This is a genomic window from Bacteroidota bacterium, from assembly GCA_016713765.1.
Classification (GTDB): domain Bacteria; phylum Bacteroidota; class Bacteroidia; order AKYH767-A; family 2013-40CM-41-45; genus Pollutiaquabacter; species Pollutiaquabacter aromativorans.
This window is the reverse complement of record JADJON010000003.1, coordinates 1,142,985-1,168,235: the sequence shown is the minus strand read 5'-3', so window position 1 is coordinate 1,168,235 and position 25,251 is coordinate 1,142,985. Positions and strand designations below refer to the sequence as shown.

Genomic DNA, 25,251 nt, shown 5'->3' with positions numbered 1-25,251 from the left:
CTGATTCGCAGCAAATAGGTTCCTTTCACTATCCAGGCAATGGCGGCAGATGATTCCATTAAAGAGATTTAAAGATGAGGTTTTTCTAGCTGCAGTGCTACAGTAACTGATCTGACACAAACGTTTTCAGAGCAGAAATGATGACGCGTGTCATGGTTAAAGTAGTAGATAGTCTCCTCCTTTGATGGTTATTGCTGTAGCTACTTCGGTTTCGGCTAATCCCCTTCCATGTATCCTTCCGGTCACACGTTTCACATTCCCGTAATGGGGCTTGGGTATACTATCGATACCCCTGCAAAAGTCGCACGATATGGAATTTCTTCCGTGATATCCATCATTGAGGACAATCTTGTCGAAGAAATCCGGAAACACTATTGCGAAAAAATGGGGGAGAATTATTTCCCTATTTCCAAAAAGGAGCCTGATTATCGGTCAAGGAGGATTACCGAATACCTGAATTTGATGGGTCGTATCGTTGACCGGCAATTCACTGCTCTACGATCAGGCACTTTTGAAAGTGGCAGCGACCTGATGAAATATTTTGAGATGTTACCGGATGGTGTTCCGATTCGGATACGGTATGAGCAGATGCTAAGGGAAAAGGACCCTGCCAACAGGATTCAGTTGCAGGAGGAATTGCGTGCTTTGATCCGTCCCGGAAGTATTGATGTTAACATCATGACAAAGTGTGACCGTATCAATTATGATAGGAATGGAGAGCCCCTCCCGGCAGAATTTGCGGACGCAATGGCCGCGTTACGAGGTTTTGCAAACAGTGATCTGGAATCTGCTGTCATTTTTTCCGCGGGGATGAATCCACGACTTTATTCTTATTGTGAATCATTTCCCGACTTCCTGCCCAATGCATCCGGGTTGATACGAAAGAAGATCATATTGAAGGTCAGTGATTTCCGTTCGGCCCTTATTCAGGGTAAATTCCTGGCAAAGCGAGGACTCTGGGTATCGGAGTTTCGGGTAGAAAGCGGATTGAATTGCGGTGGTCATGCATTCCCCACCGATGGCTATCTGTTAGGGCCTATACTCGAGGAATTCCGTTCCCGTCGTCACGAGCTGATCAAGGAACTGGAAACGCTTTATCTTTCCGCATTGAAGGGTCGACAACTTCCCTTGCCTCTTGAAATACCTTCCATCCGTATCACAGCGCAAGGAGGAATAGGGACTTTTGCAGAGCAACAGTTCCTATTGGAGCATTATGATCTTTATGCTACAGGCTGGGGAAGCCCATTTCTCTTGGTCCCGGAGGCGACAAACGTGGATCCCTATACCTTAGGTCAGCTCAGCACCGCCTCGCCGGAAGATTATTATTTAAGTAACGCTTCCCCCTTGGGAATAGCATTCCATAATTTCCGAAAGAGCAGTGGAAATGTAGAACGGAATGAACGGATTCGGAAGGGCCGGCCCGGGAGTCCTTGTAAGAAGAAGTTTCTTGCGTTTAACACCGAATTTGAAGGCATGCCGTTATGTACTTCATCACGGGCTTATCAGGAAAAGAAGCTTGATAAAATCAAACAAGAACTTCCAGAAGGTGAGCAACGGCTTAGAGCAGAACAGAGCATATTGGAAAAGGAGTGCCTGTGCGAAGGATTGGCTGCACCGGCAATGATTACAAACCAACTTTCAAACCCTAAGAAGGTACCGGCAGTGTCGGTTTGTCCGGGACCGAACCTTGCTTATTTTTCCGGGACCTTTACTTTAAGAGAGATGGCAGATCATATCTACGGAAGAGGGAATATTCGGAATGGCTTGTATCGACCCTCGGTATTTATAAATGAGTTGAAATTGTACATGAATCATTTTCGCAAGGAAGTGAGGGAAGTACAAGCAATTTGGTCCGACCGTAAGCAGTCAGGTCTTTTGACATTTCGTGAGAACCTTGCTAACGGAATAGATTATTATCGCGAATTGCTTATAAAAGTCAAATTTGATTCGGAAGCTGCCATTGAAAATATGAAAATGGAGTTATCGCAAGTACGGGAAGAATTATTTGCAATTTCTTTGCCTGTCGTTCGATAAATACCGGCAATGCATACGGAGATTTGCACTTGATAGCAAGTACTACTTAGAAATCCCCTCCTGTTGTTTTATTGATGACAGTATAAACTTCAGTCAGGTTGCGGCCGGTTTCATCTTTGAATTGATCCAGCTCTTCCGGCTTTAACTTATTATCCTTACTCGCCTTGTAAAGAATAGTACGGCGATCATCGCTCAGGTCGCCGAACGGTCCTCCCCAAACGGGTTTGTCGGGTCCCATATAGAGGCGGTAAGCCACGATTCCGCTGGGCCATACGATCAGGGTGTCGGTCCCGCCCTCCGCCGGACGGGTAAAGCGTTGTACCGGATAACGCTTTTCCAGTTCGCGTTGTCGAGCTTCTTCTTTCTGGTATGATTTATAAGAAGCGACAGACGAAAGGGACATGGCTCCGAACATTCCAAGTCCGATCACCGGTGTGGCAGCTCCCATCAGGACGGAGCGCTTGTACTGGCCGGCTGAGTAGGCGCGGATGGACAGGACAAACAGCGAAAGAAAAATCACGATGGGCCCCAGCATCAGGATCCGAAAACTCCAGGCGTCAGGATCCTTGTCGGAGCCCAGGGCGTCGAAGGACATCACGAATCCGAGCAAATAGGCGAATCCGAAACCGGCGATGACCAGAACGGTCAGGACCATGAGTACAAGAGCCAGGATTTTCATGCCGGGAAGAACGTTGAAACTCCCGAAATGTACCAACAAAATCCAGTTCCGGTAAGGAATCCGGTACAGCTCCTTTTATTATCTTGGATGCGGGCCATCCGATGGTTGCCGGTCCAATCACGATTTGAACGAATACACGTATGAAAGCACTTACGCCCCTCTCTCTCCTGTGCTTGCTGATGCTGCTTGCGCCTTTTGCAAACGCGCAGTTGCGCGGCCAAGACCGGATCGACTCCCTTACGCTGGCGTTGTCCAAGGCCCCGCAAGACACGAACAAAGTGACCATCCTGCTTTCCCTGAGCAGGGCTACGTTCTTTACCGACTCGGCATCTTCCATTGAATACGGCTTGCAGGCGTTGAAGACCGCCGAAGCCCTCAAAGATGAAAAGGTCGTTTCGGAAGTCTGCTATTTCCTGGGCAACTGGTACACGCAGATGGGTGTGTATAAACTCGCGCTGGATTATCTATTCCGGTCGCTGGAGCACCAGAAAAAAATCGACGACGCAGAAGGGATTGCTTCGATATTGAACAACATCGGAGGTATTTATGCAAGCATGTCGGATTTCCCCAAGGCATTGGAGTATGCATTCGATGCTTTACGGTATTTCGAAAAGAGCGGTAATAAGAACGGGCAAGCCAACTGCCTGATCAATATCGGCAATCACTACCTCGCGCAATCCGATTACAAGGAAGCACTGGAGTATTACCTCAAAGCGAAGAAAGTCTATGAGGACCTGAACGCAACCGCTGGCAAGGCACTGGCCGTCGGTAACATCGGGAGTGTGTATGGATCCATGGGTGAACACCTCAAGGCCGAAGGGTATTTCCGCGCGTCGCTCGACCTGTACCGGAAGCTTGAGGATTTCGAAGGAGTCGAACGCAACCTCAGTAACCTTGGGCAGATGGCCCTGCTCATGAAGCGCTACGAAGTGGCGTTGGAACGATTCGACTCCGCCCTGGCCTTGTCGCGCGAACCCGAACTCATGGCCAATGCCGGCTACGAACACGCCGGCCTTGCGGGAACCTACCTCGGACTCGCGGAGACCAAACCGGTGAATGGCATGCCGGGCCATTACGTCCGGATGGCCCGCATGCATGCCGACAGTGCCGTTACTTTACTGGAATCCCTAGGCGACCTCAACGCACTGTCGAATGCACTTGAGACCCAGAGTAAGATCGAGGCGATGGCCGGCAACTTCAGTGCCGCGTATCGACAGCAGGTACGTTTCAAGATGCTCAACGATTCCATCTTCAACATGGAACGCGACCGCAAGTTCGCTCAGACGACCCTTCAGTACGAGTTTGAAAAGAAGGAAGCGGCCGCGAAAGCTGAGCAGGAGAAGAAGGATATTCGGCAACGGAACATCCGGAATTCCATAACGGCCGGCCTGGGCGGTGCGCTCATCTTCCTGGTCGTGGTCTACCGGCAGCGTAACCGGATCAGCAAGGAGAAAAAACGAAGCGACGAGTTGCTCCTCAACATTCTTCCTGAAGAAGTGGCCGAGGAACTGAAAGCGAAAGGCGAAGCGGATGCCGTGCAGATCGATCAGGCGACCGTGCTATTCACCGATTTCAAAGGCTTTACCGCGATGAGTGAATCGCTCAGTCCGAAGGAACTGGTACGTGATCTCAACGAGTGCTTCAGCGCGTTCGACCGGATCACCGAAAAGTACGGGATCGAGAAGATCAAGACCATCGGCGACTCCTACATGGCTGCCGGGGGATTGCCCACGCCCAATTCGACGCATGCCGCGGATGTAGTCAGGGCCGCGCTGGAGATGCGAGACTTCATCGCAGCGGGTAAATCAAAGAAACTGTCCGCCGGCCATCCGTATTTCGAAGTGCGCATCGGCGTGCATACCGGCCCGGTCGTGGCAGGGATTGTCGGCGTGAAAAAATTCCAATACGACATCTGGGGCGACACGGTCAACACCGCCAGTCGGATGGAGAGCAGCGGCGAAGCGGGAAAGGTCAATGTTTCCAGTACGACCTATGCATTAGTTAAGGACCGTTTCGCTTGCAGTCATCGTGGAAAGATCAGCGCGAAAGGCAAAGGCGAGGTCGACATGTACTTCGTGGAACCGATGTGATCCCAATGATGACGGACCAAATCAAACTTCGGCTGATCAAGCTGGTCCATACCGCGATTTGGATTTTCTTCAACCTGGTCATCGGGTACATGCTGTATGCCGTGATTGTCGGCAAGATCGATCGGCGACTCTGGATCTGTTATGGCTTGATCGTTGGCGAAGGATTGACCTTGTTGTTGTTCAACATGTTTTGTCCGCTAACGGTTTGGGCGAGGCGGTATTCCGATTCGACCAAGGCGAACTTCGACATTTACCTGCCCGAATGGCTGGCGAAGTATAACAAGGAGATCTATACGACGATCGTGGTGGGCATCGCCATTGCTACGCTTGTCCGGGTGATGAACGGATGAAGCATCCGGTTCCTGCTGGCGTAGACGGATGTTTGCCATGTTAAGGTTAACGCATTAACGGATTCTTCCTATTGTCGACTTATTCACCTCTGCACATCTTTCTTATATTCGTTCAACGGTAGGGCTGTTGTGATTTGAGTGCCGACCATCTTTGGGAGTCGGATTTTGTGCCCGAATCAGTCAGGAATATGATGAACGAAGGTTGGTGGCAACGATTGCAACGTACCCGTTTGGTTCGTTACACCAACACGTACCTGAAGAACCGATACGACAAGGCGATTCAGACACGCTCGAGGTTGAAGTTGCAGTTCCTGCAGTTCTTCCCATTCATCGTAGCCGCCACGATCACCGGTGTATTCGCGTATGCTTACAGCCGGGTCTTTCATTACGCCGAGGTGTTTTCGCACACACTACTGGCCTACAACCGGTACGCGATCTTCGTTGTCACGCCGGTTTGTTTCCTGGCGTCCTGGTGGCTGGTGTGGCGCTATGCGCCATTTGCCCGCGGAAGCGGAATTCCGCAAGTGATGGCCTCGATCGAATTGAGTCAGCGCGGCAGGAACCCGTTCGTAGATCAATTGCTGAGTTGGAAGATCATCCTCGTGAAAGTGATCTCCAGTACCATCAAAGTCATCGGCGGTGGAATACTCGGTCGAGAGGGTCCGACCATACAGGTCGCAGCGGCGATCTTCAAGCTGGTGCACGACCGGCTTCCGAAATGGTGGACATCCGTTACCGCGAGCAACGTGATCCTGGCGGGCGGGGCAGCCGGCTTGGCTGCGGCATTCAATACGCCGCTCGGTGGAATCGTCTTTGCGATCGAGGAATTGTCGAAACACCATATCCGTTTCTATAAGTCGGCCTTGTTCATCGCGGTGATCATCTCGGGTCTTGCAGCGCAGGGATTGGGAGGTGGCTACCTGTATCTCGGGCAGGCCGCCACCAATTACGACGGTTGGTGGATCTATCCAGGAATCATACTCGTGGCGATCGTGACCGGCTACTTCGGAAGCGTGATGTGCTCGGTGATCCTGCGCATCATGAAAGTGATGCGGAGACGGCGGGGGAGTACTACGGAATTGTTGATGGTGTTGGGCGGCGCGTTCTTCGTTGCTTTTTTCATTTTCCTGATTGGAACGGATGCGATGGGATCCGGGAAGCACCTGCTCGACCGTTACCTGTTTACCGCCGACAAACAGGTCGAATGGTACATGCCGTTCGTCCGCATGAATGGTTTGATCGCGACCTTCTCTTCGGGTGGAGCAGGAGGGATCTTCGCGGCCTCCTTGAGTACGGGTGCAACCTTCGGCGCATTCGTGGCGCATGCGCTGCACCTGGTCGGCGACAATGCCAACGTGCTTATCCTCGTCGGTATGGCCGGCTTCCTGACGGCCGTTACCCGCACGCCTTTTACCAGTTCAATCATCATCTTCGAGATGACCGACCGGCACAGTATCATCTTTTTCCTGCTTCTGGGAACGTTGATCGCCAACGTGGTCGCTACGATCAATTCACGACGTTCTTTCTATGATCAGATGAAGGAAAATTACCTGAAGCAGGTGGACCGGACTGCACAGGAGTAGGGCGGGTGTGATCGGTTTTTCTTTTATTCCCGGATAAAGCGCGATTGTCCGCTCTTCGTTTTCAGGATGTACCATCCCGGGCTAAGCCGGTTGGTTGGTACTTCGTTTCCGTTGCCGGAAAGTAAACAACGACCGCTTGCGTCCAGCACTTCGTATTCTTCCGAAGGCGCCTGTTGCAGGATCAATCGATCGGTGCAGGGGTTGGGAAAGGGATATGGATGGTGTACCGCCGGTCCTGCAATACTCACGGGGCTGTTGTACTCGAAAGCGCCCGCGTCCGGAATACCGTCCGATGGACGAATCGAATGATCGCATTGATCCACATACTCCAGAGTCGCATCCAATGAGTGACCGAGTACGACTTTATTCAACGGACTGCTATGATCCCGTGCAGATGAGCCGGCTTGCAGGTGATAATCGTACACGACGGGATCGACGAAGCCCGGATCAGTAACCAGGTCAGCGAGCATGTTACCGGTCGAATCAAGAACATCCGGCGTACCAAGCAGGTAGCCACCGGTATGCGCACCGGCCAGGATGTTGTTGCAGAGGTAAAGGGAATCGGTGCCGTTCGCCAGTTGAATGAAACTGCCGGTCGGTTTCTTGTTGACAAACGTATTGTGTGCTACATACAATGCGTGAGGTGCCGGATTGGTTAGGCCTTCCAGGCCATAGCCGAGCAGGTTGCTGTTGGCGGAGTTGGGCCCTTGCTCCACAATGTTACCGACGATCACACTTGTTCCACCGTTCGGCAGGTCGATGGTGCGGCTGTCGACGCTGGTCTCGTTGGCGATGCGGTTGTATTCGATGAAATTATAATTCGCGCGGCTTTTCAATTCGTGTCCTTCGGCAATTGCGTCGTGGCTGTAGTTGTACCGGAACACCAGCGTGTCGATGTGATTGATGTACACATTGTGCTGATAGCCCGGATTGAGCGCGCTTCCGCCGTTCAGGAATTCCGTGTATTCTATGATAGTGGTACAGTTGGAAATGTTGCCCGCCAGGATACCCATTTCATTCCCATCAAAGCGGCAGTTGATCACCTGCAAGTCGGGACCTTGTTGCCGGATGCCGGCACCGTTATGGTCGGGTACCTGTGCCAGGGCGAATTCGATGTTTTCAATGGCGATGCCCGTGCCGCTCGTCACAAAAATGCCCTTGCCATTGGATACATCGTTCGCGATGATGCTACCCGCTTCAAGCCGCGGTCGGCCACCAACACCTACGATATACAGGTTGTTGGCGGTCCACTCCACCTGCGGATCATTGACGTAGACCGCGAAATCGATCGCCACCGTATCGCCGTCCTGCACCAAGGGTGCGACCTGGCTGCAGTACGGGTAGGTGCGAGTCGGACCGACTTGCCAGGTAGTTGCCGTGATTTGATTCGCCATCAAGATGAAAGCGACGAGGAGGCGGTAATCCATGATCGTTTGATTCGGGTACTCAAGATACATGATGATCCGGTTGTTGAAATGACGGGATTCATTGGCTGTGTAAGGAAAGCTGTGTATTTTCAATGCCAAAGCTTGCTTGCATCTTCAATCTTCAGTTCTATAGGTGCTAATTTGGATGCGTTCCGAAGAAACTATTTGAATGCGGATTCCTGGGAACTGCGCAAAGACGGACCACCGCTTCAGCTTCTGGATAGTCTGTCGGACGACGAACGCGCGATCGCGGAGGATGAACTCATCCGGCGAATCCATTCGGGTGATGACTGGCCAATACGAGGACTGGGTCATCTCCGGTCGGTCAAGGCCCTGCCGGAACTGAAAGGAATCTTGAACGATAGCAAGCCGGCGCTGCAAGCCATCATCGCGCATGCGATCTGGAAGATCAGCAAAGATCCCGGAATCATTCCGGTAATCCTTAAGGCAAGTCAGCAGATCACCAACTGGCAGGAACTCATCGACCTGATCTACCTCTTACCGGATTTTCATGATCCGCGAACCGATGCGCTTCTGGCAGCGTATCGTGATCATCCGGAATACCTGGTCGCCTACAATGCGACACGCGCCTCGGGTTTGTCAACCGACGAGGTGGTGAGGCGGTTTCAACTGAGCAAAAGTGGTTGATTCGAAGGGTGCAATGCAGGAAAATCAGAAGCAGCCGCATGAATGATGCACATTTCGATCAGGATATTTTTCATCTGCGTATCATGCTGGGATAGGGCGGAGTGATTATATTGGGTACTCCTCTTATATGCAGTTCGAGCTTATTCCCATACCTGAAGATACAGCGGAGTTACGACTGAAATTCACCTCCGAACATTGCCGGAATCTGTTCGATATGTGGGATACTTATTATAAAGCGATCGGTTATCATGCACCATGGGTCGGTTACCTGGCACTGAAGGATGGGGTGCCGGTCGGATCCGGTGCATTCACCGGACGGCCTGTCGATGGCGAAGTGGAAGTTTCCTATTGGGCGTTTCAGGAATTCGAAGGGCAGGGATTGGGAACCGATATCTGTAAGGAGCTGGTCCGCCTGGCGCTCATGCACGATCCGAAGTTGAAAGTATTCGCGAAGACGATGCCACAGGAAAACGCTTCTACCAATATCCTGCGTAAGAACGGATTCGAATACGCGGGTGAAGTAGAAGATCACGAGATCGGAAAAGCCTGGAAGTGGGTGTATCGCCCCTGAGCGATCCGCCCTGTTTACCTAAAAAAAACGACCCGTTCTTTCGACCTTTCACTATGACCGATCAAGTAGAATTACCCGCCCCCTCGCCGGGCAACCGGATCAGCTCGCTGGACCTTTTAAAGGGGCTGGTGATGGTGATCATGGCCCTCGATCATACGCGTGATTACTTCTACAGCAGTTTCAGTATGCTGAACGTGACCGACCCGGAGCATACGACGCCGGCGCTGTTCTTCACGCGGTGGATCACGCATTTCTGCGCGCCGACCTTCAGCCTGCTCGCCGGCGTATCGGCCTGGATCATGGGCCGGCGGATGACGAAGGCGGAGTTGTCGATGTTCCTGATCAAGCGCGGCCTATGGCTGATCCTCCTGGAGATGACCGTGATCTGCTTCGCCTGGTATTTCGACGTGCAGTACCGCAATAACGACCTGGCGGTGATCTGGTCGCTCGGCATCAGCATGATCTTTCTCGCGCTGTTCATCCACCTGCCCGCCGCGTTGAACCTGTTCCTTTCGCTGGTGATCATCGCCGGCCACAACCTGCTGGACAATGTTCATTTCGAAGGCAATCTCTTGTGGAGCATGCTGCACGAACCGGCTTCATTTCCGGTCGGCGCCAACATGACACTGCACGTCTTCTATCCCGCGGTACCCTGGATCGGCGTGATGTCGCTCGGGTACTGGCTTGGGAGATGTTACGGAAAAGACGTTCCGGCGACGCACCGGAAAAAGCTCTTCAACGGGATCGGCGTATCGCTATTGGTCGGCTTCCTCGCGATCCGCTGGACCAATTTCTACGGCGAGCCGGCGAACTGGCGGACATTTCCGGAGTGGTGGCGCACCCTTTTTTCGTTCTTTCATCTGAGCAAGTATCCGCCCTCCTTCCTGTACCTGGCGGCGACCCTGACCGGTACCTTTTTTTTCCTGGCCAACAGCGAAAAGTGGAAAGGCCGTATCGTCGATTTCTTCAGCGTCTTCGGCCGTGTACCGTTCTTCTATTATGTCCTGCACTTGTACCTCATTCACGGACTGGCGATGCTGGCTGCCGAACTGAGCGGCTTCGGCTGGGAGATCATGGTACAGACCGGGATGGAAGTCGACCTGCAGGGGTTCGGGGTCGGGCTGGGGGCCGTTTACCTGATTTGGGCGAGCGTCATCCTGCTCCTTTATCCGCTGTGCAGGTGGTTCGATCGCCACAAGCGGGCGCATAAGGAGCGGTGGTGGCTGAGTTATCTGTAAGGGCAGGCGCTTGTCAGGCGCGCCGGTATTCCAACGGAGGTTGCGCGTTTACTTCATGACAAAAAAAAGCGGCCCGATCATACCGGGCCGCTCTTAGTGTACAACGGAATTCGATCAATGGAGGTCGAAGCGATCAAGGTTCATCACCTTGTTCCAGGCGGTAACGAAGTCGTGGACAAACTTGTCCTGCGCATCGTCCTGGGCATATACTTCTACCAATGCACGCAGTTGAGAGTTGGAACCGAAGACGAGGTCGACGCGCGTCCCCGTCCATTTCAGGTCGCCCGTCTTCTTGTCGCGCCCTTCATAGGAGTTGGAACCGGTCGGTTTCCAGGCCACATTCATATCGAGCAGGTTCACGAAGAAGTCGTTGGTCAATTGACCGACGCGTTGGGTGAACACGCCGTGTTTCGAGCCACCGGCATTGGCGCCCAGTACCCGCAATCCGCCGATGAGTACCGTCATTTCGGGAGCACTCAGGGTGAGCAGGTGCGCTTTGTCGAGCAGCATCTCTTCGGCTGGCACCGAATACTGTTTCTTCTGGTAATTCCGGAAACCGTCGGCTTCCGGTTCCAGGACGGCGAAGGACTCCACATCGGTTTGTTCCGCGGTGGCATCTCCGCGCCCCGGACTGAACGGCACCGTGACCGAATGGCCGGCATCTTTCGCGGCTTTCTCCACACCGGCGCAACCGGCGAGCACGATCATGTCGGCGATGGAGATCTGCTTACCGCCGGAAGCGGAAGCGTTGAACTCTTTGCGGATCGCTTCGAGTTTGTCCAATACCTTTTTGAGTTGTTCGGGCTGATTGACTTCCCAAGTGTTCTGCGGAGCCAACCGGATACGTCCGCCATTCGCGCCGCCGCGCTTGTCGGAGCCGCGGAAAGTCGAAGCGGAAGCCCAGGCGGTCGAAACGAGTTCGGAAACCGAAAGACCGGACGAAAGCACTTTGCTCTTCAGCGAGGCAACGTCCTGTTCATTCACCAGCGGATGGTTGACGGCCGGGATCGGATCCTGCCAGATCAACTCTTCTTTCGGCACTTCCGGTCCGAGGTAACGGGCGCGCGGGCCCATGTCGCGGTGCGTCAATTTGAACCAGGCGCGCGCGAATGCGTCGGCGAACGCCTGCGGGTCTTGGTGGAAACGGCGAGAAATCTTCTCATAGGCGGGATCGAAGCGCAGGGAGAGATCCGCGGTCGTCATCATCGGCGGGTGTTTCTTGTTCGGGTCGTGCGCGTCGGGGATCATGTGTTCCGGCTTGCAGTTCTTCGCCACCCACTGGTGCGCGCCGGCCGGGCTCTTCGTGAGTTCCCATTCGTAGCCGAACAGCATATCGAAATAGCCGTTGTCCCATTTCGTCGGGTTCGGTTTCCACGCGCCTTCGATACCGCTGGTGGTGGTATGAACGCCCTTGCCCGAACCGAGTGCGTTGATCCAGCCCAAGCCCTGGGCTTCGATCGGTGCGGCTTCGGGTTCCGGTCCGACCAGTTTCGGATCGCCGGCACCGTGTGCTTTACCGAAGGTGTGACCACCAGCGACCAGTGCGACGGTTTCCTCATCGTTCATCGCCATGCGACCGAAGGTCTCGCGTACGTCGCGACCGGAGGCGACCGGATCGGGTTTTCCGTCGGGGCCTTCCGGGTTCACGTAGATGAGCCCCATCTGTACCGCGGCCAGCGGGTTGTCGAGTTTGCGGTCGCCGGAGTAGCGGCTGTTGGCCTTTTCGCTTGTTGCCAGCCATTCTTTTTCTGCTCCCCAGTAGATGTCTTCCTCCGGTTGCCAGATGTCGGCGCGACCGCCCGCGAAGCCGAAGGTTTTAAAACCCATCGACTCGAGCGCGACATTGCCGGCCAGGATCATGAGATCCGCCCAGGAGATCTTGTTGCCATACTTTTTCTTGATCGGCCAAAGCAGTCGGCGCGCTTTGTCGAGGTTGCCGTTGTCGGGCCAGCTATTGAGCGGAGCAAAGCGCTGATTGCCGGTTCCGCCACCACCGCGACCGTCGGCAATCCGGTACGTGCCGGCGCTGTGCCAGGCCATGCGGATGAAAAGCCCGCCGTAGTGACCCCAGTCGGCCGGCCACCAGTCTTGCGAATCGGTCATCAGCTTTACGAGGTCTTTTTTCAGGGCCGGGTAGTCCAATTGTTTGAACGCTTTGGCGTAGTTAAATCCTTTATCCATCGGATTCGAAGCCGGGGCGTGCTGGTGGAGGATCCCGATGTTTAACTGATTGGGCCACCAATGACTGTTGGTAGAGGCCCCGGAATGGGTAACGGTCCCGTTGTGGAACGGGCATTTGGCTTCACCGTTCATGTGCGGAGAAGCGACGGGGGATGAGGCGTTGTTCGACATAGTTGATTTGTGTTGTTCCGTGAAAAATGAGCAGAACGAAATTGCCCTATGAAGTTAGGAAATATAAGCGGGCAATTTCGGGTCAACCCGGTTATCGGGATGTGGCTCGTTTGGTGAAGTAAAAGTAATCAGTACATTCGATTGATAAAAACTATATTTTAGATCATAATATTGATAAAATAGATGAACATTCATCAGTTCCACTATGTACTGGCGGTGGCGGAATTCCGGCATTTCGAACTGGCGGCGGAGAAGTGTCACATCAGTCAGTCGACGCTCAGTACGATGATCGCGAAATTCGAAGAAGAGGTCGGCGTCAGGATCTTCAACCGCAAGAAAAAGCCGGTCGAGTTGACGTTGGAAGGTGCCATGATCGTCGACCAGTTGAAGATCGTTTCAAAGGATATCGATCAATTGTTCGAAATAGCCCGGGAGATAAAGGGAGAGGTGGCCGGGGACATCAACCTGTCGGTGATCCCCACGGTTGCCCCTTTCCTGTTGCCGCTCTTTCTTCAGGAGTTTTCGCTGCAATTTCCGAAACTGAACATCGTCGTGCGGGAAGAAACAACGGAAGAGATCAGGAAAAAGTTGAAATCGCGCGAGATCGATATCGGCATTGTTTCCATTCCCTTGCACGACAAGGAACTGGTCGAACTGAAACTCTACGATGAGCCGTTTCTGTTTTACGATGCGAAGCATGTTTCCGGAAAGAAAATTTCCTTGAAGGAATTGAAGTCGAAGAACCTCTGCCTGATGGAAGAGGGGCACTGTATGCGCACCCAGGTGGCGGAGCTCTGTAATCCGGGTGGAGCGAAACAACCCGCTACGCTGAATTTTGAATACAAGGCCGGATCCATTGACGGGCTGATCCGGTTTGTAAAGTCAAACAAGTTTTCAACCTTGCTGCCGTACCTGTCAACCCTGGATTTTACACCAGAGCAAAGGCGCCACCTCAGTCCGTTCTCGGCTTCGGTGCCGTACCGTTCGATCGGGTTGATCGTGCATCAACATTTCGTGAAAAAGAAACTGCTGAACATCCTGCGTGACCGGATCATCGCCAGAACATACGGACTACTGCCGAAACTGGACGCCAAGTCACAGATGCTTCATCCAATCGGATCATGACCAATATCGTCGAATACAACCGCAAGGCCTGGGACGCGCAGGTGGATAAGAAAGATCGCTGGACCGTCCCGGTTGGAGCGGCCGAGATCGCGTTGGCCCGTAAGGGGGAATGGTCCGTCTTGCTGACGCCGACTACTCCCGTGCCGCGTACCTGGTTTCCGGACCTGCGTGGCCTTCGGCTGTTGGGCCTGGCTTCGGGAGGAGGGCAGCAGGGTCCGCTCTTCGCTGCGGCCGGTGCGGAGGTTACCATCTTCGATAATTCACCCAAACAGTTGGAGCAGGATCGTCGAGTGAGTGATGCACACGATCTGGGCATTCGTACCGTCCAGGGGGATATGCGGAACTTGTCGGTCTTCGAACCAGGTTCGTTCGACCTGATCTTCAATCCCTGTTCGATCCTCTTCGTGGACACCTTGCAGCCTGTCTGGGAGGAATGTTACCGCGTGTTGCGACCCGGCGGCATCCTCATGACCGGCTTACTGAATCCACTCGCGTACCAGATCGACGAAGAGTATTTGAAATTGAAGTATGCCGAACCCTATTCAGACCTGCATTCCCTTCCCAAAGAAAAACTCGAAGCCTTCACCGAGAAGCAGGAGCCGCTGTTGTTCGGTCACACCTGGACCGATCAGTTGGGAGGTCAGTTGCAGGCAGGTTTCAGCCTGACGCATCTGTTCGAGGATGGATGGGGCGGGAATCATGTTTTTGACCAGTACTTCAGGGCGTTCATGGCAACGCGTGCCGTAAAACCGAATTGAATCTTCACCTCAGATGACCGTAACACAACAATCCGCCAAACACTTACGCGAAGTTTTCTTCGGCGGCAACTGGACCTGGTCCAATGTAAAGGACCAATTGTCGGATGTCGATCTGGACATGGCGACCTACAAGCTCGACGGTTTCAACACCATCGCGGTGCTCACTTTCCATATCGGCTATTATGTCCGGGCGGTGCTGTCGGTGTTGGAAGATCAACCTTTAAATGCGAGTGATAAATTCAGCTTCGATCTCCCACCCCTGGAATCGGCAGCGCAATGGAATGCCCTGGTCGCCCAGACGCTATCGAATGCGGAAAAAGCAGCCGGTATGATCGCTCAACTGCCCGACAGCCGGTTGGAAGCGATCTTCGTGGAGGAGAAATACGGGACCTGGTTCCGGAATATTCACGGGCTCATTGAGCATACGCATTATCACCTTGGACAGATCGCGATCATTAAAAAATGTACAGAACCGGCCTCGGGAGCCCTAAGGGCGAAAATCAGTGATCCGCGGCAAGCCCTTATGGCACCGCCCTTGCTGAGATTTCGTCATATTTGCGTCATGTATTTTCATCACTGATGCTCTGGTGACAGTACGGATAATGTTAAAATCCTATCTTTCATTCCTTGAGCCTATCTTGAATCAGTTTCCAATTGCCTGGCAGAAGCAGGAATATTCCCCTAACCAGATTCTAAAACATATTCCATGAATTGGGAGACACTTTTATCATTCGGTGACAGCATTACATTCGGCGCCCGCAGTTATTTGGGTTACCCGGAGATTTGTGGAGATCATCTCATGCGACACTTGCATAAAAGCTGGCATGTGGTCAATCATTCAACCAATGGATTCACGACGATGGACCTTCAGCGATCCATCAATCCGCTCATGCAGAATTTCAAAAGTTTACACCCGGGCATCATCACCGTGATGATCGGAACCAACGATATAAAACAGAAGGTATCACTGGCCGATTTTGAAATCGCGTATCGGCAATTGATCGTCAAACTCCGATTGCTTTCTGTGAATAACAATGTACTGTTGCTGCACATCCCGCGCTTCACGAAGAAAGTCGTCTACCCATACAATTATTCCATGAACGAGAAGGTCGAGGAATTCAATGCTGTTATCGAGCGACTGGCTCGTGAGCATGACCTCCGGTCACTTGCGATGAGCTTCCATGACATGGATTTCTTCGACGGTGTTCACTTCAATCAGCAGGGATGCGAGAACGCCGCCAGGCAATTGACGGATTATTTGCTCAAAGACAAAGGGCTGGAGGAGCCTCAGGGTCGTTCCGAACATCTGACGGTCGCGCGATGACGAATCCCTTGTCGTGCCGTTCCGTTCGCATACAAGGCCTGCAGCCGGGCAGGATTCGGCTATCGATTACCTGCTGAGGCTTTGACAGGAAGGCTGACCGTAGCGGCAATAGTTATAGCGTGTAAAGCTTGTCCAAACTGTAATGGCAGCAGTATCCCATCTGGTTATCGCCTATCCTGAATTATCCGGTTCGGACCGGGATCGGCTGCAAGCGTATCGTTCCACCCGCGATCCGCTTTTTTATCGCGTAGTGGAACCGCATTTCACGCTGGTCTTTCCAATTCCAGATGGCGACCCGACAGCATTTTCCGCAGAGGTCAGGACGCGTTTGGGAGATGCCGGCCCGATCGATTTCGCTTTGCGCTGCGCGTTGATCAACCGAGATGCCTTTTCCAATATGTATCACGTCTTTCTGGTGCCCGATGAAGGATTCAGCGAGGTCAAACTGCACGACCGATTGTATGCAGGCCGGTTTCGGCCCCATCATCGATTCGATATCGATTTTATTCCACACATCGGTGTAGCCAACGATCCGGACCCGGAGGTGTGCAAGCGCTGGACGGACGAGTGGAACGCCGAGACTTTGGAGATCCGGGGAAGCGTCAAGGCGCTAACCCTGATCGAATACGATGGCGTCGCCATCCGGGAACTTGAACGCATTCCGTTACCTTTGCGTTAGCCTTTCGACGCTCAAGTGCATTCATGATGATTCGTCTTTCCAGGACCGATTCCTCCAATCCGGATTTCCAGTCACTAGTTCAGCTCCTCGATGCGGAGTTACGGCAGCGCGACGGCGAGGAACATGCGTTCTTCGCGCAGTTCAATAAGATCGACCAGATCCGGCAGGTGGTCGTAGCCTATGATGGTGAAATTGCAGTGGGCTGCGGAGCGGTCAAACCCTACGATGCCGGTACCATGGAAGTGAAGCGCATGTATGTACGGCCGGAAGCGCGCGGCAAGCGAATAGCCGTTAGCGTCCTGCGGGAGTTGGAAAAATGGACCAGGGAGTCCGGTTATCGAAATTGCATCTTGGAGACCGGCGAGCGTCAACCCGAAGCGATCGCCCTTTACACGCGATGCGGGTATGAGCGGATTCCGAACTATGGGCAATACGCGCAGGTGGCCACCAGCGTTTGTTTTCATAAGACACTGGAATGACGCTTCCAAAACGGATTCCGTACCTTTAAAGAATCAGCAAGGTCAGTTCCATGGACCGATCCGAATTTCTTAGACGACTGGCGATCCTGCCAATTACTGCAGCAGCAATGAAACTTGGTGAATTGGGCGCACTGGCGGAGACATTCGCGCCAACAGAGAAAATGCCCGTACTTTTTCTCGGACATGGCAGTCCCATGAACGCGATCGAGGAGAATGAATTCGTGCAGGGTTTCCGGTCCGTAGCGGCCGGATTGCCCAAGCCCCGTGCAATCCTGTGTGTGTCCGCGCACTGGGAGACTCGCGGGACTTTCGTAACCGCCATGCCCAATCCTCCTACCATCCACGATTTCGGTGGATTTCCCAAAGCGCTGTTTGACGTGCAATATCCCGCACCCGGAAGCCCGACACTGGCGCGGGAGACAAAAGCGTTGGTGAAGAAGACGGAAGTCGGGCTCGACGACAAATGGGGCCTCGACCATGGAGCATGGTCGGTCATCAAGCATCTATACCCAAAGGCGGATGTGCCGGTCATTCAGATGAGTCTCGATCATTACCAGACACCGGAGTATCACTATGAACTGGCCCGTGAGTTGTCGTCCTTACGCCGCAAGGGGATCATAATCATCGGTAGCGGAAACATGGTGCATAATCTCGGCATGGTGGCATGGGATAAGCTCAATGCGGTCGATTACGCCTATGACTGGGCCCGGGAGGCAAGTGAGAAAATGAAACGCTTCATTCTGGAAGGCGATCACCAGTCGCTGGTAAAATTCCGTTCGCAGGGAAAGGCGTTTGATCTGGCCATTCCGACTCCGGAACATTTTTTACCGCTCCTTTATACTGTCGCGTTGAAGGATGAAAAGGATGAAGTAAGTCTCTTCAATGACAAGGCTGTCGCCGGGTCGTTAACCATGACATCGGTAAGGATCGGATGATGTGCCCATACCTTAATCCATGACAAAATGATTTTTTCCAGCGCGGTTGATCCTGTAACCAGTTTGATGCGTTGGGGCATTTTGACGTTCGCATTATGCTGTACCGCATGTGGGTTCAACAGAACCTATCTGCATCCCACAACGATCCCGATCAACGCAAAGGGCGCAACACTCAGTTCCAAATGGGATACTACACGCGTTCAATTCCAGGGGGATACTCGTCAACCGGTTTTTTATTCCGGTAAAGGCGACACCTTGAAACGGAACTTTACCGTGGAGAGCACCTGGTTCACCACATCCGGAGGCCACAAACTGAACGCTTGGATGATCCGTCCGACCGGAATGAAACCGGATATTACCCTGTTGCATTTTCATGGCAACGCAGGATGTCTGTTATCACAATACCAGGCCTTGGTGCCACTGGTCGAGAAAGGATTCCAGGTATTCGCCTTCGATTATTCCGGTTTCGGTATGTCGGAAGGCGAGGCGACCCGCGAACAGGTTTTGCTGGATGGTCGTGCGGCAGTGGACTACGTCCGATCACGTCCTGATGTGAACGGTACCAGGCTCGTCTTATACGGACAATCGCTCGGCGGTCACCTGGCTGCCGTGGTCGGTCCGGAGAAATCGACCTCCCTCGACGCTCTGGTCATTGAGGGCGCTTTCTCCTCCCACGACGATATCGCTGCGGAGAAAATGGGCTTCATCGGGCGCCTGCTTGTGCGCGAGCAATACAGCGGCAAGGCGGCGATCGGGCAATGGACAAAACGGTTGCTGGTCATCCATAGCACGGAAGATGAAGTGATCCCGTTTCGACTAGGAAGGGAATTATTCGATCATGCGCATGAGCCGAAGTCTTTCTTCGAAATCCGCCATCCACACATCTGCGGTCCTGAATTTTATGCCGATGAGATCGCTCAGCGCATTCGCGCCATGGTGAACCTGGCCAATTAGACCCGCTATGATGTTGCGACGAATCTTTCTCCTGAACCACTTCCGCGGAACGGCCGTACTCACTTGCCTGTTGTTTCTGACGTTGACCGGTCTGCAAGCGCAACCTGCTGTAATCGGACCGGTGAGAACCGAGCCGTTCGTGCTGGGGATCACGGATATCATTCGCTCGACTGTGATGAACGAGGAGCGAACCCTGAACATCTACCTGCCGCCCGGTTATAACGAACAAGACAGTGTGCGTTACCCGGTCATTTATCTGCTCGACGGCTCGGTGGATGAGGATTTCATTCACATGGCCGGGCTGGTGTATTTCCTCGGATTTCCCTGGCTCAACCTGTGTCCGCCATCGATCGTAGTGGGGATCGCCAACGTCGACCGGAAACGCGACTACACCTTCCCGACGACCGTCGAGAAAGACAAGAAGGATTTCCCGACCACCGGCGGCTCGGCAGCCTTTATCCGATATCTTGGCGAAGAGGTGATACCCTACATACGGTCCCGTTATAAGACGAATAATACGAGTACGCTGATTGGTCAATCATTCGGCGGACTATTGGCTACCGAAGTATTGTTTACCCATCCCGACTGGTTCTCGAAGTACCTGATCGTGAGCCCAAGTTTGTGGTGGGACAACCAAAGCCTTCTGAACCGGACGGTCACCCTGACGACGCAGCCCGATGTCAGGATCGCGGTCGGGAAGGAGGGGCGTGTAATGGAACGCGGCGCGAAAGCGCTCTACCGTAAGCTGCGACCTTTCTACGCAGACAAGCGACGATTGCGTTTTCACTTTTTCAAGAAGGAGAACCATGGTTCGATACTGCTGCACGCCGCCTATGAGGGGTTACAGGACTAATCTATTCAAGTAATAATCGATCCGGATATGCTTTCGTGGGAAGTTCCCAATGAGCTGATTGTAGCAAGTGGTATCGGACAGATCTTTACCGCCATTGTCTATCCCTATATACGACATGCGGTCTTTGACTGGTATAACGACATCAAGAAGTTGAAGCCCCTGAATCAGGAGATCGCCAAGACGTATGGCCGGTATATTCAGGGACTCAATTTCGCTTTCGGTATCATAAGCCTGCTTTTCACCGAAGAATTGAAGAACGGTACTGGATTGTCGGTCGCGCTGACCGGTCTTATTGCCGCATATTGGACCGGAAAGGTCCTAACCCAGTTCAGCTATTATCCGATGTACCAGATCCCTAGAAAACTGAAGTTCAAAGTGGGGGAGATCCTTATGAATACCCTCTTCATCAGCTTTGCTATCACATTCTTATGGTTGGTGTGGTCCAACTGTCTATCCTATCTGCGAGCTTGAAAGTGTTGTCCATGGATGCTTTAGCGGATCCCCGTCCTTCTCATACATCAGCTTTCATGATGATTTTGGCTTTCCAGTTCTTGTTTGTGACGTTTTCCCAAGCGCAAACGCCGGCCGCCTGGAAGCGTCTCAGCAAAGCGGAAAAGCGGTGGGTCGTCGGGCACCTGTTTGTCGCGAAACGCGCTTACCGTATTTCGCTGGAGGCGCGTGACCGTGCAACGAAATTGGAACAGGACGCGCGACTGGATCACGATAAGGATGGTGGGGAAGTGGACGCGTTCCGGCATGCTTACTGGATGGCCCGACTCACGCAGTCGATCGGGAGGAAGAAAGCGTTGAAGCTCGGCGAAGCCCATGAGTTGGGCAATTATCAGGACTATCTAAGCGGAAAAGTGGAAGAGGTCCATCTGCCCGATTCCATGTCATCGGTGATGGACCGCTGGAACAACCGATTGGGCGCGGGCATAGGCGAAGGTTGCGCGCATTTTTCAAAAGAACAGTTGGAGCAGCGCCTCATCGACGAGATCCGCCACGGCCGTGCCCGAAAGCTGCGCAAGAACGGACAGGGTGAATTTCTCGACTGCGCCGGACAACGTGTAGATCGTTCGCTGCGTACCTGGCGAAAGGAGACCTGCCTGATACCAACCGGCCGGTGAATGAATACACGATCAGGGTTGACGATTTTCCCGAATGGTCATGCTCGTGACTTCCAATTGCAACCACTCGAATTTTCCACCTTCCAGATCCCAACGCACGACACTTTTTGTCGGAACTGAAACACCATCGAACTCCCGGTAGGAAGTCGGGTCCATCTCCACATGCCAATGTTCGAGCGTCGAGGTTCCTTTTCGGTCGTAATAACGTTGTGCATTGAACGCTACGGGACGATGCTGATCGTTAAAAGTAAAAACTCCGCTGCCTTCCGTTCCCCGGATGCGGAGAGTTGCCATTGCGCGGTGTTCATCGATTGTTTCCCAAAGGATGTCAGGTGATAAAGCGAACCAGGGGTACCAGATCATTTCCGCGAGGTAACGAACCAGCGTCCCCTGGTCGGTTTCCGGTCCCTGCGCGTCAGCGATACTGAACAGTCCTAACATCCTGATCAACATTCGGCCCTTGCCGTTTTCAAACCGATCACGACCCAGCACGAACAAACCGGGCGCCATGTCCATACGGACACTCCATTGGAAAGCCGCAGGATTACAGGTCACCGTCTGTTCCGCCTGGAACGGCACCCACTTTCCATCCGTCTTGCTCCGCATACTGCCGGTCTGTTTCAGCGAAACATATCGCTTTCCGGAGAGGTGGCCTCCGGCATGTGAAAGTAGCCAGGCTTGAACCGGCGCTGGTAGTTCACCCATCCGATTGGAATCCGGCTGGAAAATTTCTGCTTGATCGAGCATTGCCTGCTTCAACGATTCGTTCTCCGACTTGAAGCGCACTTCTTTAAGTGCAGGCAGTGCCAGGAGCAAGAGCAGGATATTCGCCGCCATGCCCGCTTTGGCATCTTTCCAGTAGAGCAGGATGAGTAGCTGTGAAAGCGCAATCGCGATCAATACCAGGATAGACCAGTTTTCCTGTGAACGCAACACTTGTACTGCGCCGAGCAGGAATAAAACCGTCGTTGCAAGCCACAGTACACCCAACACCTTCAAGCCGATCGAACCCACGGGCACGGATAGCTTGCCACTCAGTTGTCGGACATTTGCCAACTGGAACTCATGCACGAAACCGATCAGGTGGATCAGGCCATGGAGCAGAAGGAGGATGAGTAGTAAAATGCGCATGATTTGGGTTGATTGTTCCGGGTTCCGCGTTTCGTGTTCCGGGTCATAGTAGTCAACCCGAAACCCGGAACTCGGAACCCTGTACCACCCTCATTCTCTGGTCTCCGCTTCCAGTTGTTCCCTGGGGTTCATGTGGTAGCGGTGCATCAGGGAGGGTGTCAGTGTGAGGACGATGATCAGGATCCCGGAGAGCAGGATGACCAGCTGCAGGATGAAGTATTGGGTCAGCAATTGCTGGATAGCGATCCAAGCGCACAGGATGATTCCGTAGTAGAGTGACCAGGTCCAGGCCCAGTGTCTGGAGCGGTACACATTGATATAACCAGGACTGCAACGCTTTAAACCGCTATTCAGCCCGAATGCGACACGTAAGGGAATGATCCCGATCACTGTGGTGAGCATCAGTCCCGGCAGGAAGAAATTCGGAAACACGGATCCATGCAACCACCCTTGTTGCATGTGCAATAGCCCGCCGTCGGGTTCCAGCATCAGCAAAAGTCCGCCACCGATTGCCGAAAAGCCCAGGGTCAGATGCAACAGGATTAAAAGTAAAAATGCCAGGCGCGAAGCAGGTGTTTTCATCATCAATCGAACGACATTTTTAAAAATATCAATAGCTGAATGCGTACGCTTTGATGAAGATCAGAAAAAATACTGACTTCCGTCACCGGCCGACCCCCAGGACCAGAAAATGGTCGCGTTGCCTGGAGCCCTGAACCCGAATTTCTGTTTTGACAATGATCGGTTGGATGTTCAAACTCCCGTTTTTCAAGGCGGTCAGCCGCCAGTCTAAAACAGCACCAACATCCCCAGTGGCATCCCCCGTGATCCAGGCTCCGCCTTTGAGTGTATCGGCCGGATAGACAATGCAGGCAGTGTCCTTCGATGCAGGTGAAGGATGCTTCGGTAGCAGGTGGACCAGAACGGGATAGTCCAACGGATTCACGATAAAGTAGGTGTTGATCACCGGTTCCTGACAGGCTTCGCGCGGTGCCGGCATCCGCTCAGATGGCCTTATCCCGGGCCGTGGCACCGGACCGTAATTATCATGTCCTTGTTCTTCAAAACCTGTTTGATTTCCTGATTCATCGAAGCGATACCTTGCCCGGTACCACTGGATACCGGCATCCGGCGCATTCGAATATTCGGCCAGCGCTACCGATCCGTTTGCATGATAGGAAAAGTGTACTGTTGCATGTCCCGCGAAGCGTCGTGTCTGTAAGCGCAGGATTTCTTTCCCTTTCGCATCGAGCGCGTAACTGACGCCATAGCGACCTGCAAGGTCCGTCCATTCCACCGTCGAAGTATGCCCGTTCCGGTGAAAATGCAGGACCACCTGTCCGGTGTCGGTTTTCAGGGTTCTGGGTTCCCGCCCGAAGGCGATGGTAGAGAAGAAGAGCAGCAGGGCTGTGAAGTAACGCATGTGGATCGCTAACCAACGATTGTGCCGGAGCTTAGGTACAGCAGAAGGGCGGAAACCAGGGTGCCCTGCTTGCTCTCCCCCCAGTCCTTATGCGGTTACGGTAACTTGAAACTTGTAACTGTGGTTTGTTTCTTTCGCAATGCATGAATTTGTAACTTCCACGGCACAGGTATGATGGCCGGACAATCAACCAACAATGCATGAGCCTTCGGCTATTCAACAATCAATTTCAACTGACACGATGAAAAACGCACTCAACTGGTTTGAAATACCGGTCAAGAATTTCGAAAGGGCTAAGACATTTTATTCAAAAGTACTGGGCACCGATATCGGTGAGATGCCGTTTCCGGACGGTCGGTACGGGATCATCGCGTGGGATCAGGAAGGGGTGGGCGGCGGACTCGTTCAATGCGAAGGATATGAACCATCGGACAAAGGGACGATTGTCTACCTCAACGGAGGCGAGGACCTCAGCGGTCCGCTTTCGCGGGTGGAAACAGCAGGAGGCAAGATTCTGATGCACAAAACGTCCATCGGTCAGAACGGTTTCATGGCCCACTTCATGGATACTGAAGGAAACCGGGTGGCGCTGCATTCGATGAAGTGATGCATTGCAGGGAAATGGATGGGATGCATTTCCATGCCGACCTGTTTGCTTTATCTAACAGTATATACAAGGATGCGCTTCTCCGCTTATTGTTTTATACGCTACCACTGTGTGTTATATAGCGGCGAGTGATCGTCATTTCCAACCTCAATATTCTGGAATAAAGCAATGCTGCAACTGATCGGTTTACTGGCGGTCTCCTGGTTGCTGCTTCGGTTCTTGGAGAAAAAGGACCTGGCTGTTCTGGGACTGACTCCGACCGTGCAGCGATCGAAGTACTTCCTATGGCTCTTGATTACTTCGGCGGTCGTATCGGTATCGGCATATTTACTTCGTATGTATTTCGTGAAGGAAGTTTATGCGCTTGCGCCTTCCCTGACACTGAATTCGGTATTACAGGAGAGCTGGTATCAGGTCCGGACGGTCTTGACGGAAGAGCTGCTCTGCAGAGGCGCGCTGTTGTATATCCTGATCCGAAGAATCGGCCGGAGAAATGCCGTGGTTGTTTCCTCGGTTCTCTTCGCGCTGCTGCATTGGATGAACGCGGGAGTCTTCGGAAACCTGACACAGATGATCGTCGTCTTCTCGTTCACTTTTACGATGGGACTCCTATTGGCCTATGCGTACGCCAGAACTTTTTCCATACTCCTGCCTTTCGCAATTCATTTTGGCTGGAACTACGTGCAGAACTTTGTATTCCCCGATTCGGCTTCAGGACAGCATCTCTTCATGTTGGCAGCTCCGCCACCGGAAGTGACCATTTCTTATCTGGCATTTTATACGATGCTGATGGCGCCAAAGTTAGCGGTACTTGTTGTAAACTATTTTCTAGTGCGTCGCTTCCCCCCGGTGCATACGCCATAGCCGAATCGTTTAGCGATAAC

General features: G+C 53.0%; 26 protein-coding genes. 20 read left to right on the top strand and 6 right to left on the bottom strand.

Annotated elements, in window-relative coordinates; translation table 11 throughout:
* Window positions 1-228 precede the first annotated feature (228 nt).
* Entirely contained in the window at window positions 229-2,034 is a 1,806-nt protein-coding gene (locus IPJ96_15745; GenBank protein MBK7911771.1) for a hypothetical protein, read from the top strand.
* Between the two features lie 46 nt (window positions 2,035-2,080).
* On the opposite strand, the gene IPJ96_15740 is transcribed toward IPJ96_15745, so the two are convergent.
* Window positions 2,081-2,713 (bottom strand): hypothetical protein, encoded by a 633-nt coding sequence (locus IPJ96_15740; protein MBK7911770.1) that lies wholly within the window; start codon window positions 2,711-2,713, stop codon window positions 2,081-2,083.
* A gap of 140 nt (window positions 2,714-2,853) precedes the next feature.
* Here IPJ96_15740 and IPJ96_15735 point away from each other — a divergent pair, with 140 nt between their 5' ends.
* The 3 genes from IPJ96_15735 (at window position 2,854) to IPJ96_15725 (ending at window position 6,736) form a co-directional block, all read left to right on the top strand.
* Window positions 2,854-4,803: a tetratricopeptide repeat protein gene (locus IPJ96_15735; protein ID MBK7911769.1), complete on the top strand. Its 1,950-nt coding sequence runs from the start codon at window positions 2,854-2,856 to the stop codon at window positions 4,801-4,803.
* A gap of 8 nt (window positions 4,804-4,811) precedes the next feature.
* Entirely contained in the window at window positions 4,812-5,153 is a 342-nt protein-coding gene (locus IPJ96_15730; GenBank protein MBK7911768.1) for a hypothetical protein, read from the top strand.
* A 188-nt stretch (window positions 5,154-5,341) separates the two neighbouring features.
* Window positions 5,342-6,736: a chloride channel protein gene (locus IPJ96_15725; protein ID MBK7911767.1), complete on the top strand. Its 1,395-nt coding sequence runs from the start codon at window positions 5,342-5,344 to the stop codon at window positions 6,734-6,736.
* Between the two features lie 23 nt (window positions 6,737-6,759).
* On the opposite strand, the gene IPJ96_15720 is transcribed toward IPJ96_15725, so the two are convergent.
* Window positions 6,760-8,163 carry a T9SS type A sorting domain-containing protein gene (locus tag IPJ96_15720; protein MBK7911766.1) on the bottom strand — a complete coding sequence of 468 codons (1,404 nt, stop codon included), beginning with the start codon at window positions 8,161-8,163 and terminating at the stop codon, window positions 6,760-6,762.
* A 165-nt stretch (window positions 8,164-8,328) separates the two neighbouring features.
* Between IPJ96_15720 and IPJ96_15715 the strand changes: the two genes are divergently transcribed.
* From IPJ96_15715 to IPJ96_15705, 3 genes are all read left to right on the top strand, one after another.
* Complete coding sequence (locus IPJ96_15715) at window positions 8,329-8,811, top strand: hypothetical protein (protein ID MBK7911765.1); 483 nt, start codon at window positions 8,329-8,331, stop codon at window positions 8,809-8,811.
* Window positions 8,812-8,938: 127 nt separating this feature from the next.
* The gene (locus IPJ96_15710; GenBank protein MBK7911764.1) at window positions 8,939-9,382 is read left to right on the top strand and encodes a GNAT family N-acetyltransferase; all 444 of its coding nucleotides are present in this window, start codon (window positions 8,939-8,941) and stop codon (window positions 9,380-9,382) included.
* A gap of 53 nt (window positions 9,383-9,435) precedes the next feature.
* Entirely contained in the window at window positions 9,436-10,620 is a 1,185-nt protein-coding gene (locus IPJ96_15705) for a DUF1624 domain-containing protein (GenBank protein MBK7911763.1), read from the top strand.
* A gap of 114 nt (window positions 10,621-10,734) precedes the next feature.
* Here IPJ96_15705 and katG read toward each other — a convergent pair whose 3' ends face one another.
* Window positions 10,735-12,933 (bottom strand): catalase/peroxidase HPI, encoded by a 2,199-nt coding sequence (gene katG / locus IPJ96_15700; GenBank protein ID MBK7911762.1) that lies wholly within the window; start codon window positions 12,931-12,933, stop codon window positions 10,735-10,737.
* A gap of 222 nt (window positions 12,934-13,155) precedes the next feature.
* On the opposite strand from katG, the gene IPJ96_15695 reads away from it, so the two are divergent.
* The 11 genes from IPJ96_15695 (at window position 13,156) to IPJ96_15645 (ending at window position 21,206) form a co-directional block, all read left to right on the top strand.
* On the top strand, window positions 13,156-14,097 hold the full coding sequence (locus IPJ96_15695; protein MBK7911761.1) for a LysR family transcriptional regulator: 942 nt from the start codon (window positions 13,156-13,158) through the stop codon (window positions 14,095-14,097).
* Window positions 14,094-14,855: a class I SAM-dependent methyltransferase gene (locus IPJ96_15690; protein MBK7911760.1), complete on the top strand. Its 762-nt coding sequence runs from the start codon at window positions 14,094-14,096 to the stop codon at window positions 14,853-14,855. Before IPJ96_15695 ends, IPJ96_15690 begins: the two co-directional genes overlap by 4 nt.
* 13 nt (window positions 14,856-14,868) lie before the next feature.
* The gene (locus tag IPJ96_15685) at window positions 14,869-15,435 is read left to right on the top strand and encodes a DinB family protein (GenBank protein ID MBK7911759.1); all 567 of its coding nucleotides are present in this window, start codon (window positions 14,869-14,871) and stop codon (window positions 15,433-15,435) included.
* A gap of 126 nt (window positions 15,436-15,561) precedes the next feature.
* Window positions 15,562-16,179 carry an SGNH/GDSL hydrolase family protein gene (locus tag IPJ96_15680; GenBank protein MBK7911758.1) on the top strand — a complete coding sequence of 206 codons (618 nt, stop codon included), beginning with the start codon at window positions 15,562-15,564 and terminating at the stop codon, window positions 16,177-16,179.
* Between the two features lie 142 nt (window positions 16,180-16,321).
* Window positions 16,322-16,858 carry a 2'-5' RNA ligase family protein gene (locus IPJ96_15675; GenBank protein MBK7911757.1) on the top strand — a complete coding sequence of 179 codons (537 nt, stop codon included), beginning with the start codon at window positions 16,322-16,324 and terminating at the stop codon, window positions 16,856-16,858.
* A 26-nt stretch (window positions 16,859-16,884) separates the two neighbouring features.
* The gene (locus IPJ96_15670) at window positions 16,885-17,337 is read left to right on the top strand and encodes a GNAT family N-acetyltransferase (protein ID MBK7911756.1); all 453 of its coding nucleotides are present in this window, start codon (window positions 16,885-16,887) and stop codon (window positions 17,335-17,337) included.
* A gap of 50 nt (window positions 17,338-17,387) precedes the next feature.
* Window positions 17,388-18,272, top strand: a complete 885-nt coding sequence (gene ygiD, locus IPJ96_15665) for a 4,5-DOPA dioxygenase extradiol (protein ID MBK7911755.1) — start codon at window positions 17,388-17,390, stop codon at window positions 18,270-18,272.
* A 66-nt stretch (window positions 18,273-18,338) separates the two neighbouring features.
* Complete coding sequence (locus tag IPJ96_15660) at window positions 18,339-19,226, top strand: alpha/beta fold hydrolase (GenBank protein MBK7911754.1); 888 nt, start codon at window positions 18,339-18,341, stop codon at window positions 19,224-19,226.
* A gap of 10 nt (window positions 19,227-19,236) precedes the next feature.
* Window positions 19,237-20,079 carry an alpha/beta hydrolase gene (locus tag IPJ96_15655; protein MBK7911753.1) on the top strand — a complete coding sequence of 281 codons (843 nt, stop codon included), beginning with the start codon at window positions 19,237-19,239 and terminating at the stop codon, window positions 20,077-20,079.
* 27 nt (window positions 20,080-20,106) lie between these two features.
* Window positions 20,107-20,550, top strand: a complete 444-nt coding sequence (locus IPJ96_15650; GenBank protein ID MBK7911752.1) for a hypothetical protein — start codon at window positions 20,107-20,109, stop codon at window positions 20,548-20,550.
* A 56-nt stretch (window positions 20,551-20,606) separates the two neighbouring features.
* Entirely contained in the window at window positions 20,607-21,206 is a 600-nt protein-coding gene (locus tag IPJ96_15645) for a hypothetical protein (GenBank protein ID MBK7911751.1), read from the top strand.
* Window positions 21,207-21,218: 12 nt separating this feature from the next.
* Here IPJ96_15645 and IPJ96_15640 read toward each other — a convergent pair whose 3' ends face one another.
* From IPJ96_15640 to IPJ96_15630, 3 genes are all read right to left on the bottom strand, one after another.
* On the bottom strand, window positions 21,219-22,337 hold the full coding sequence (locus IPJ96_15640) for a hypothetical protein (protein MBK7911750.1): 1,119 nt from the start codon (window positions 22,335-22,337) through the stop codon (window positions 21,219-21,221).
* 90 nt (window positions 22,338-22,427) lie between these two features.
* A complete protein-coding gene (locus IPJ96_15635; protein ID MBK7911749.1) occupies window positions 22,428-22,922 on the bottom strand; it encodes a hypothetical protein in 495 nt (164 codons plus the stop codon).
* A gap of 79 nt (window positions 22,923-23,001) precedes the next feature.
* Window positions 23,002-23,760 (bottom strand): hypothetical protein, encoded by a 759-nt coding sequence (locus IPJ96_15630; protein MBK7911748.1) that lies wholly within the window; start codon window positions 23,758-23,760, stop codon window positions 23,002-23,004.
* Window positions 23,761-24,001: 241 nt separating this feature from the next.
* Between IPJ96_15630 and IPJ96_15625 the strand changes: the two genes are divergently transcribed.
* The gene (locus IPJ96_15625; protein MBK7911747.1) at window positions 24,002-24,367 is read left to right on the top strand and encodes a VOC family protein; all 366 of its coding nucleotides are present in this window, start codon (window positions 24,002-24,004) and stop codon (window positions 24,365-24,367) included.
* 168 nt (window positions 24,368-24,535) lie between these two features.
* Window positions 24,536-25,231 (top strand): CPBP family intramembrane metalloprotease, encoded by a 696-nt coding sequence (locus tag IPJ96_15620; protein ID MBK7911746.1) that lies wholly within the window; start codon window positions 24,536-24,538, stop codon window positions 25,229-25,231.
* The last annotated feature ends 20 nt before the right edge of the window (window positions 25,232-25,251 follow it).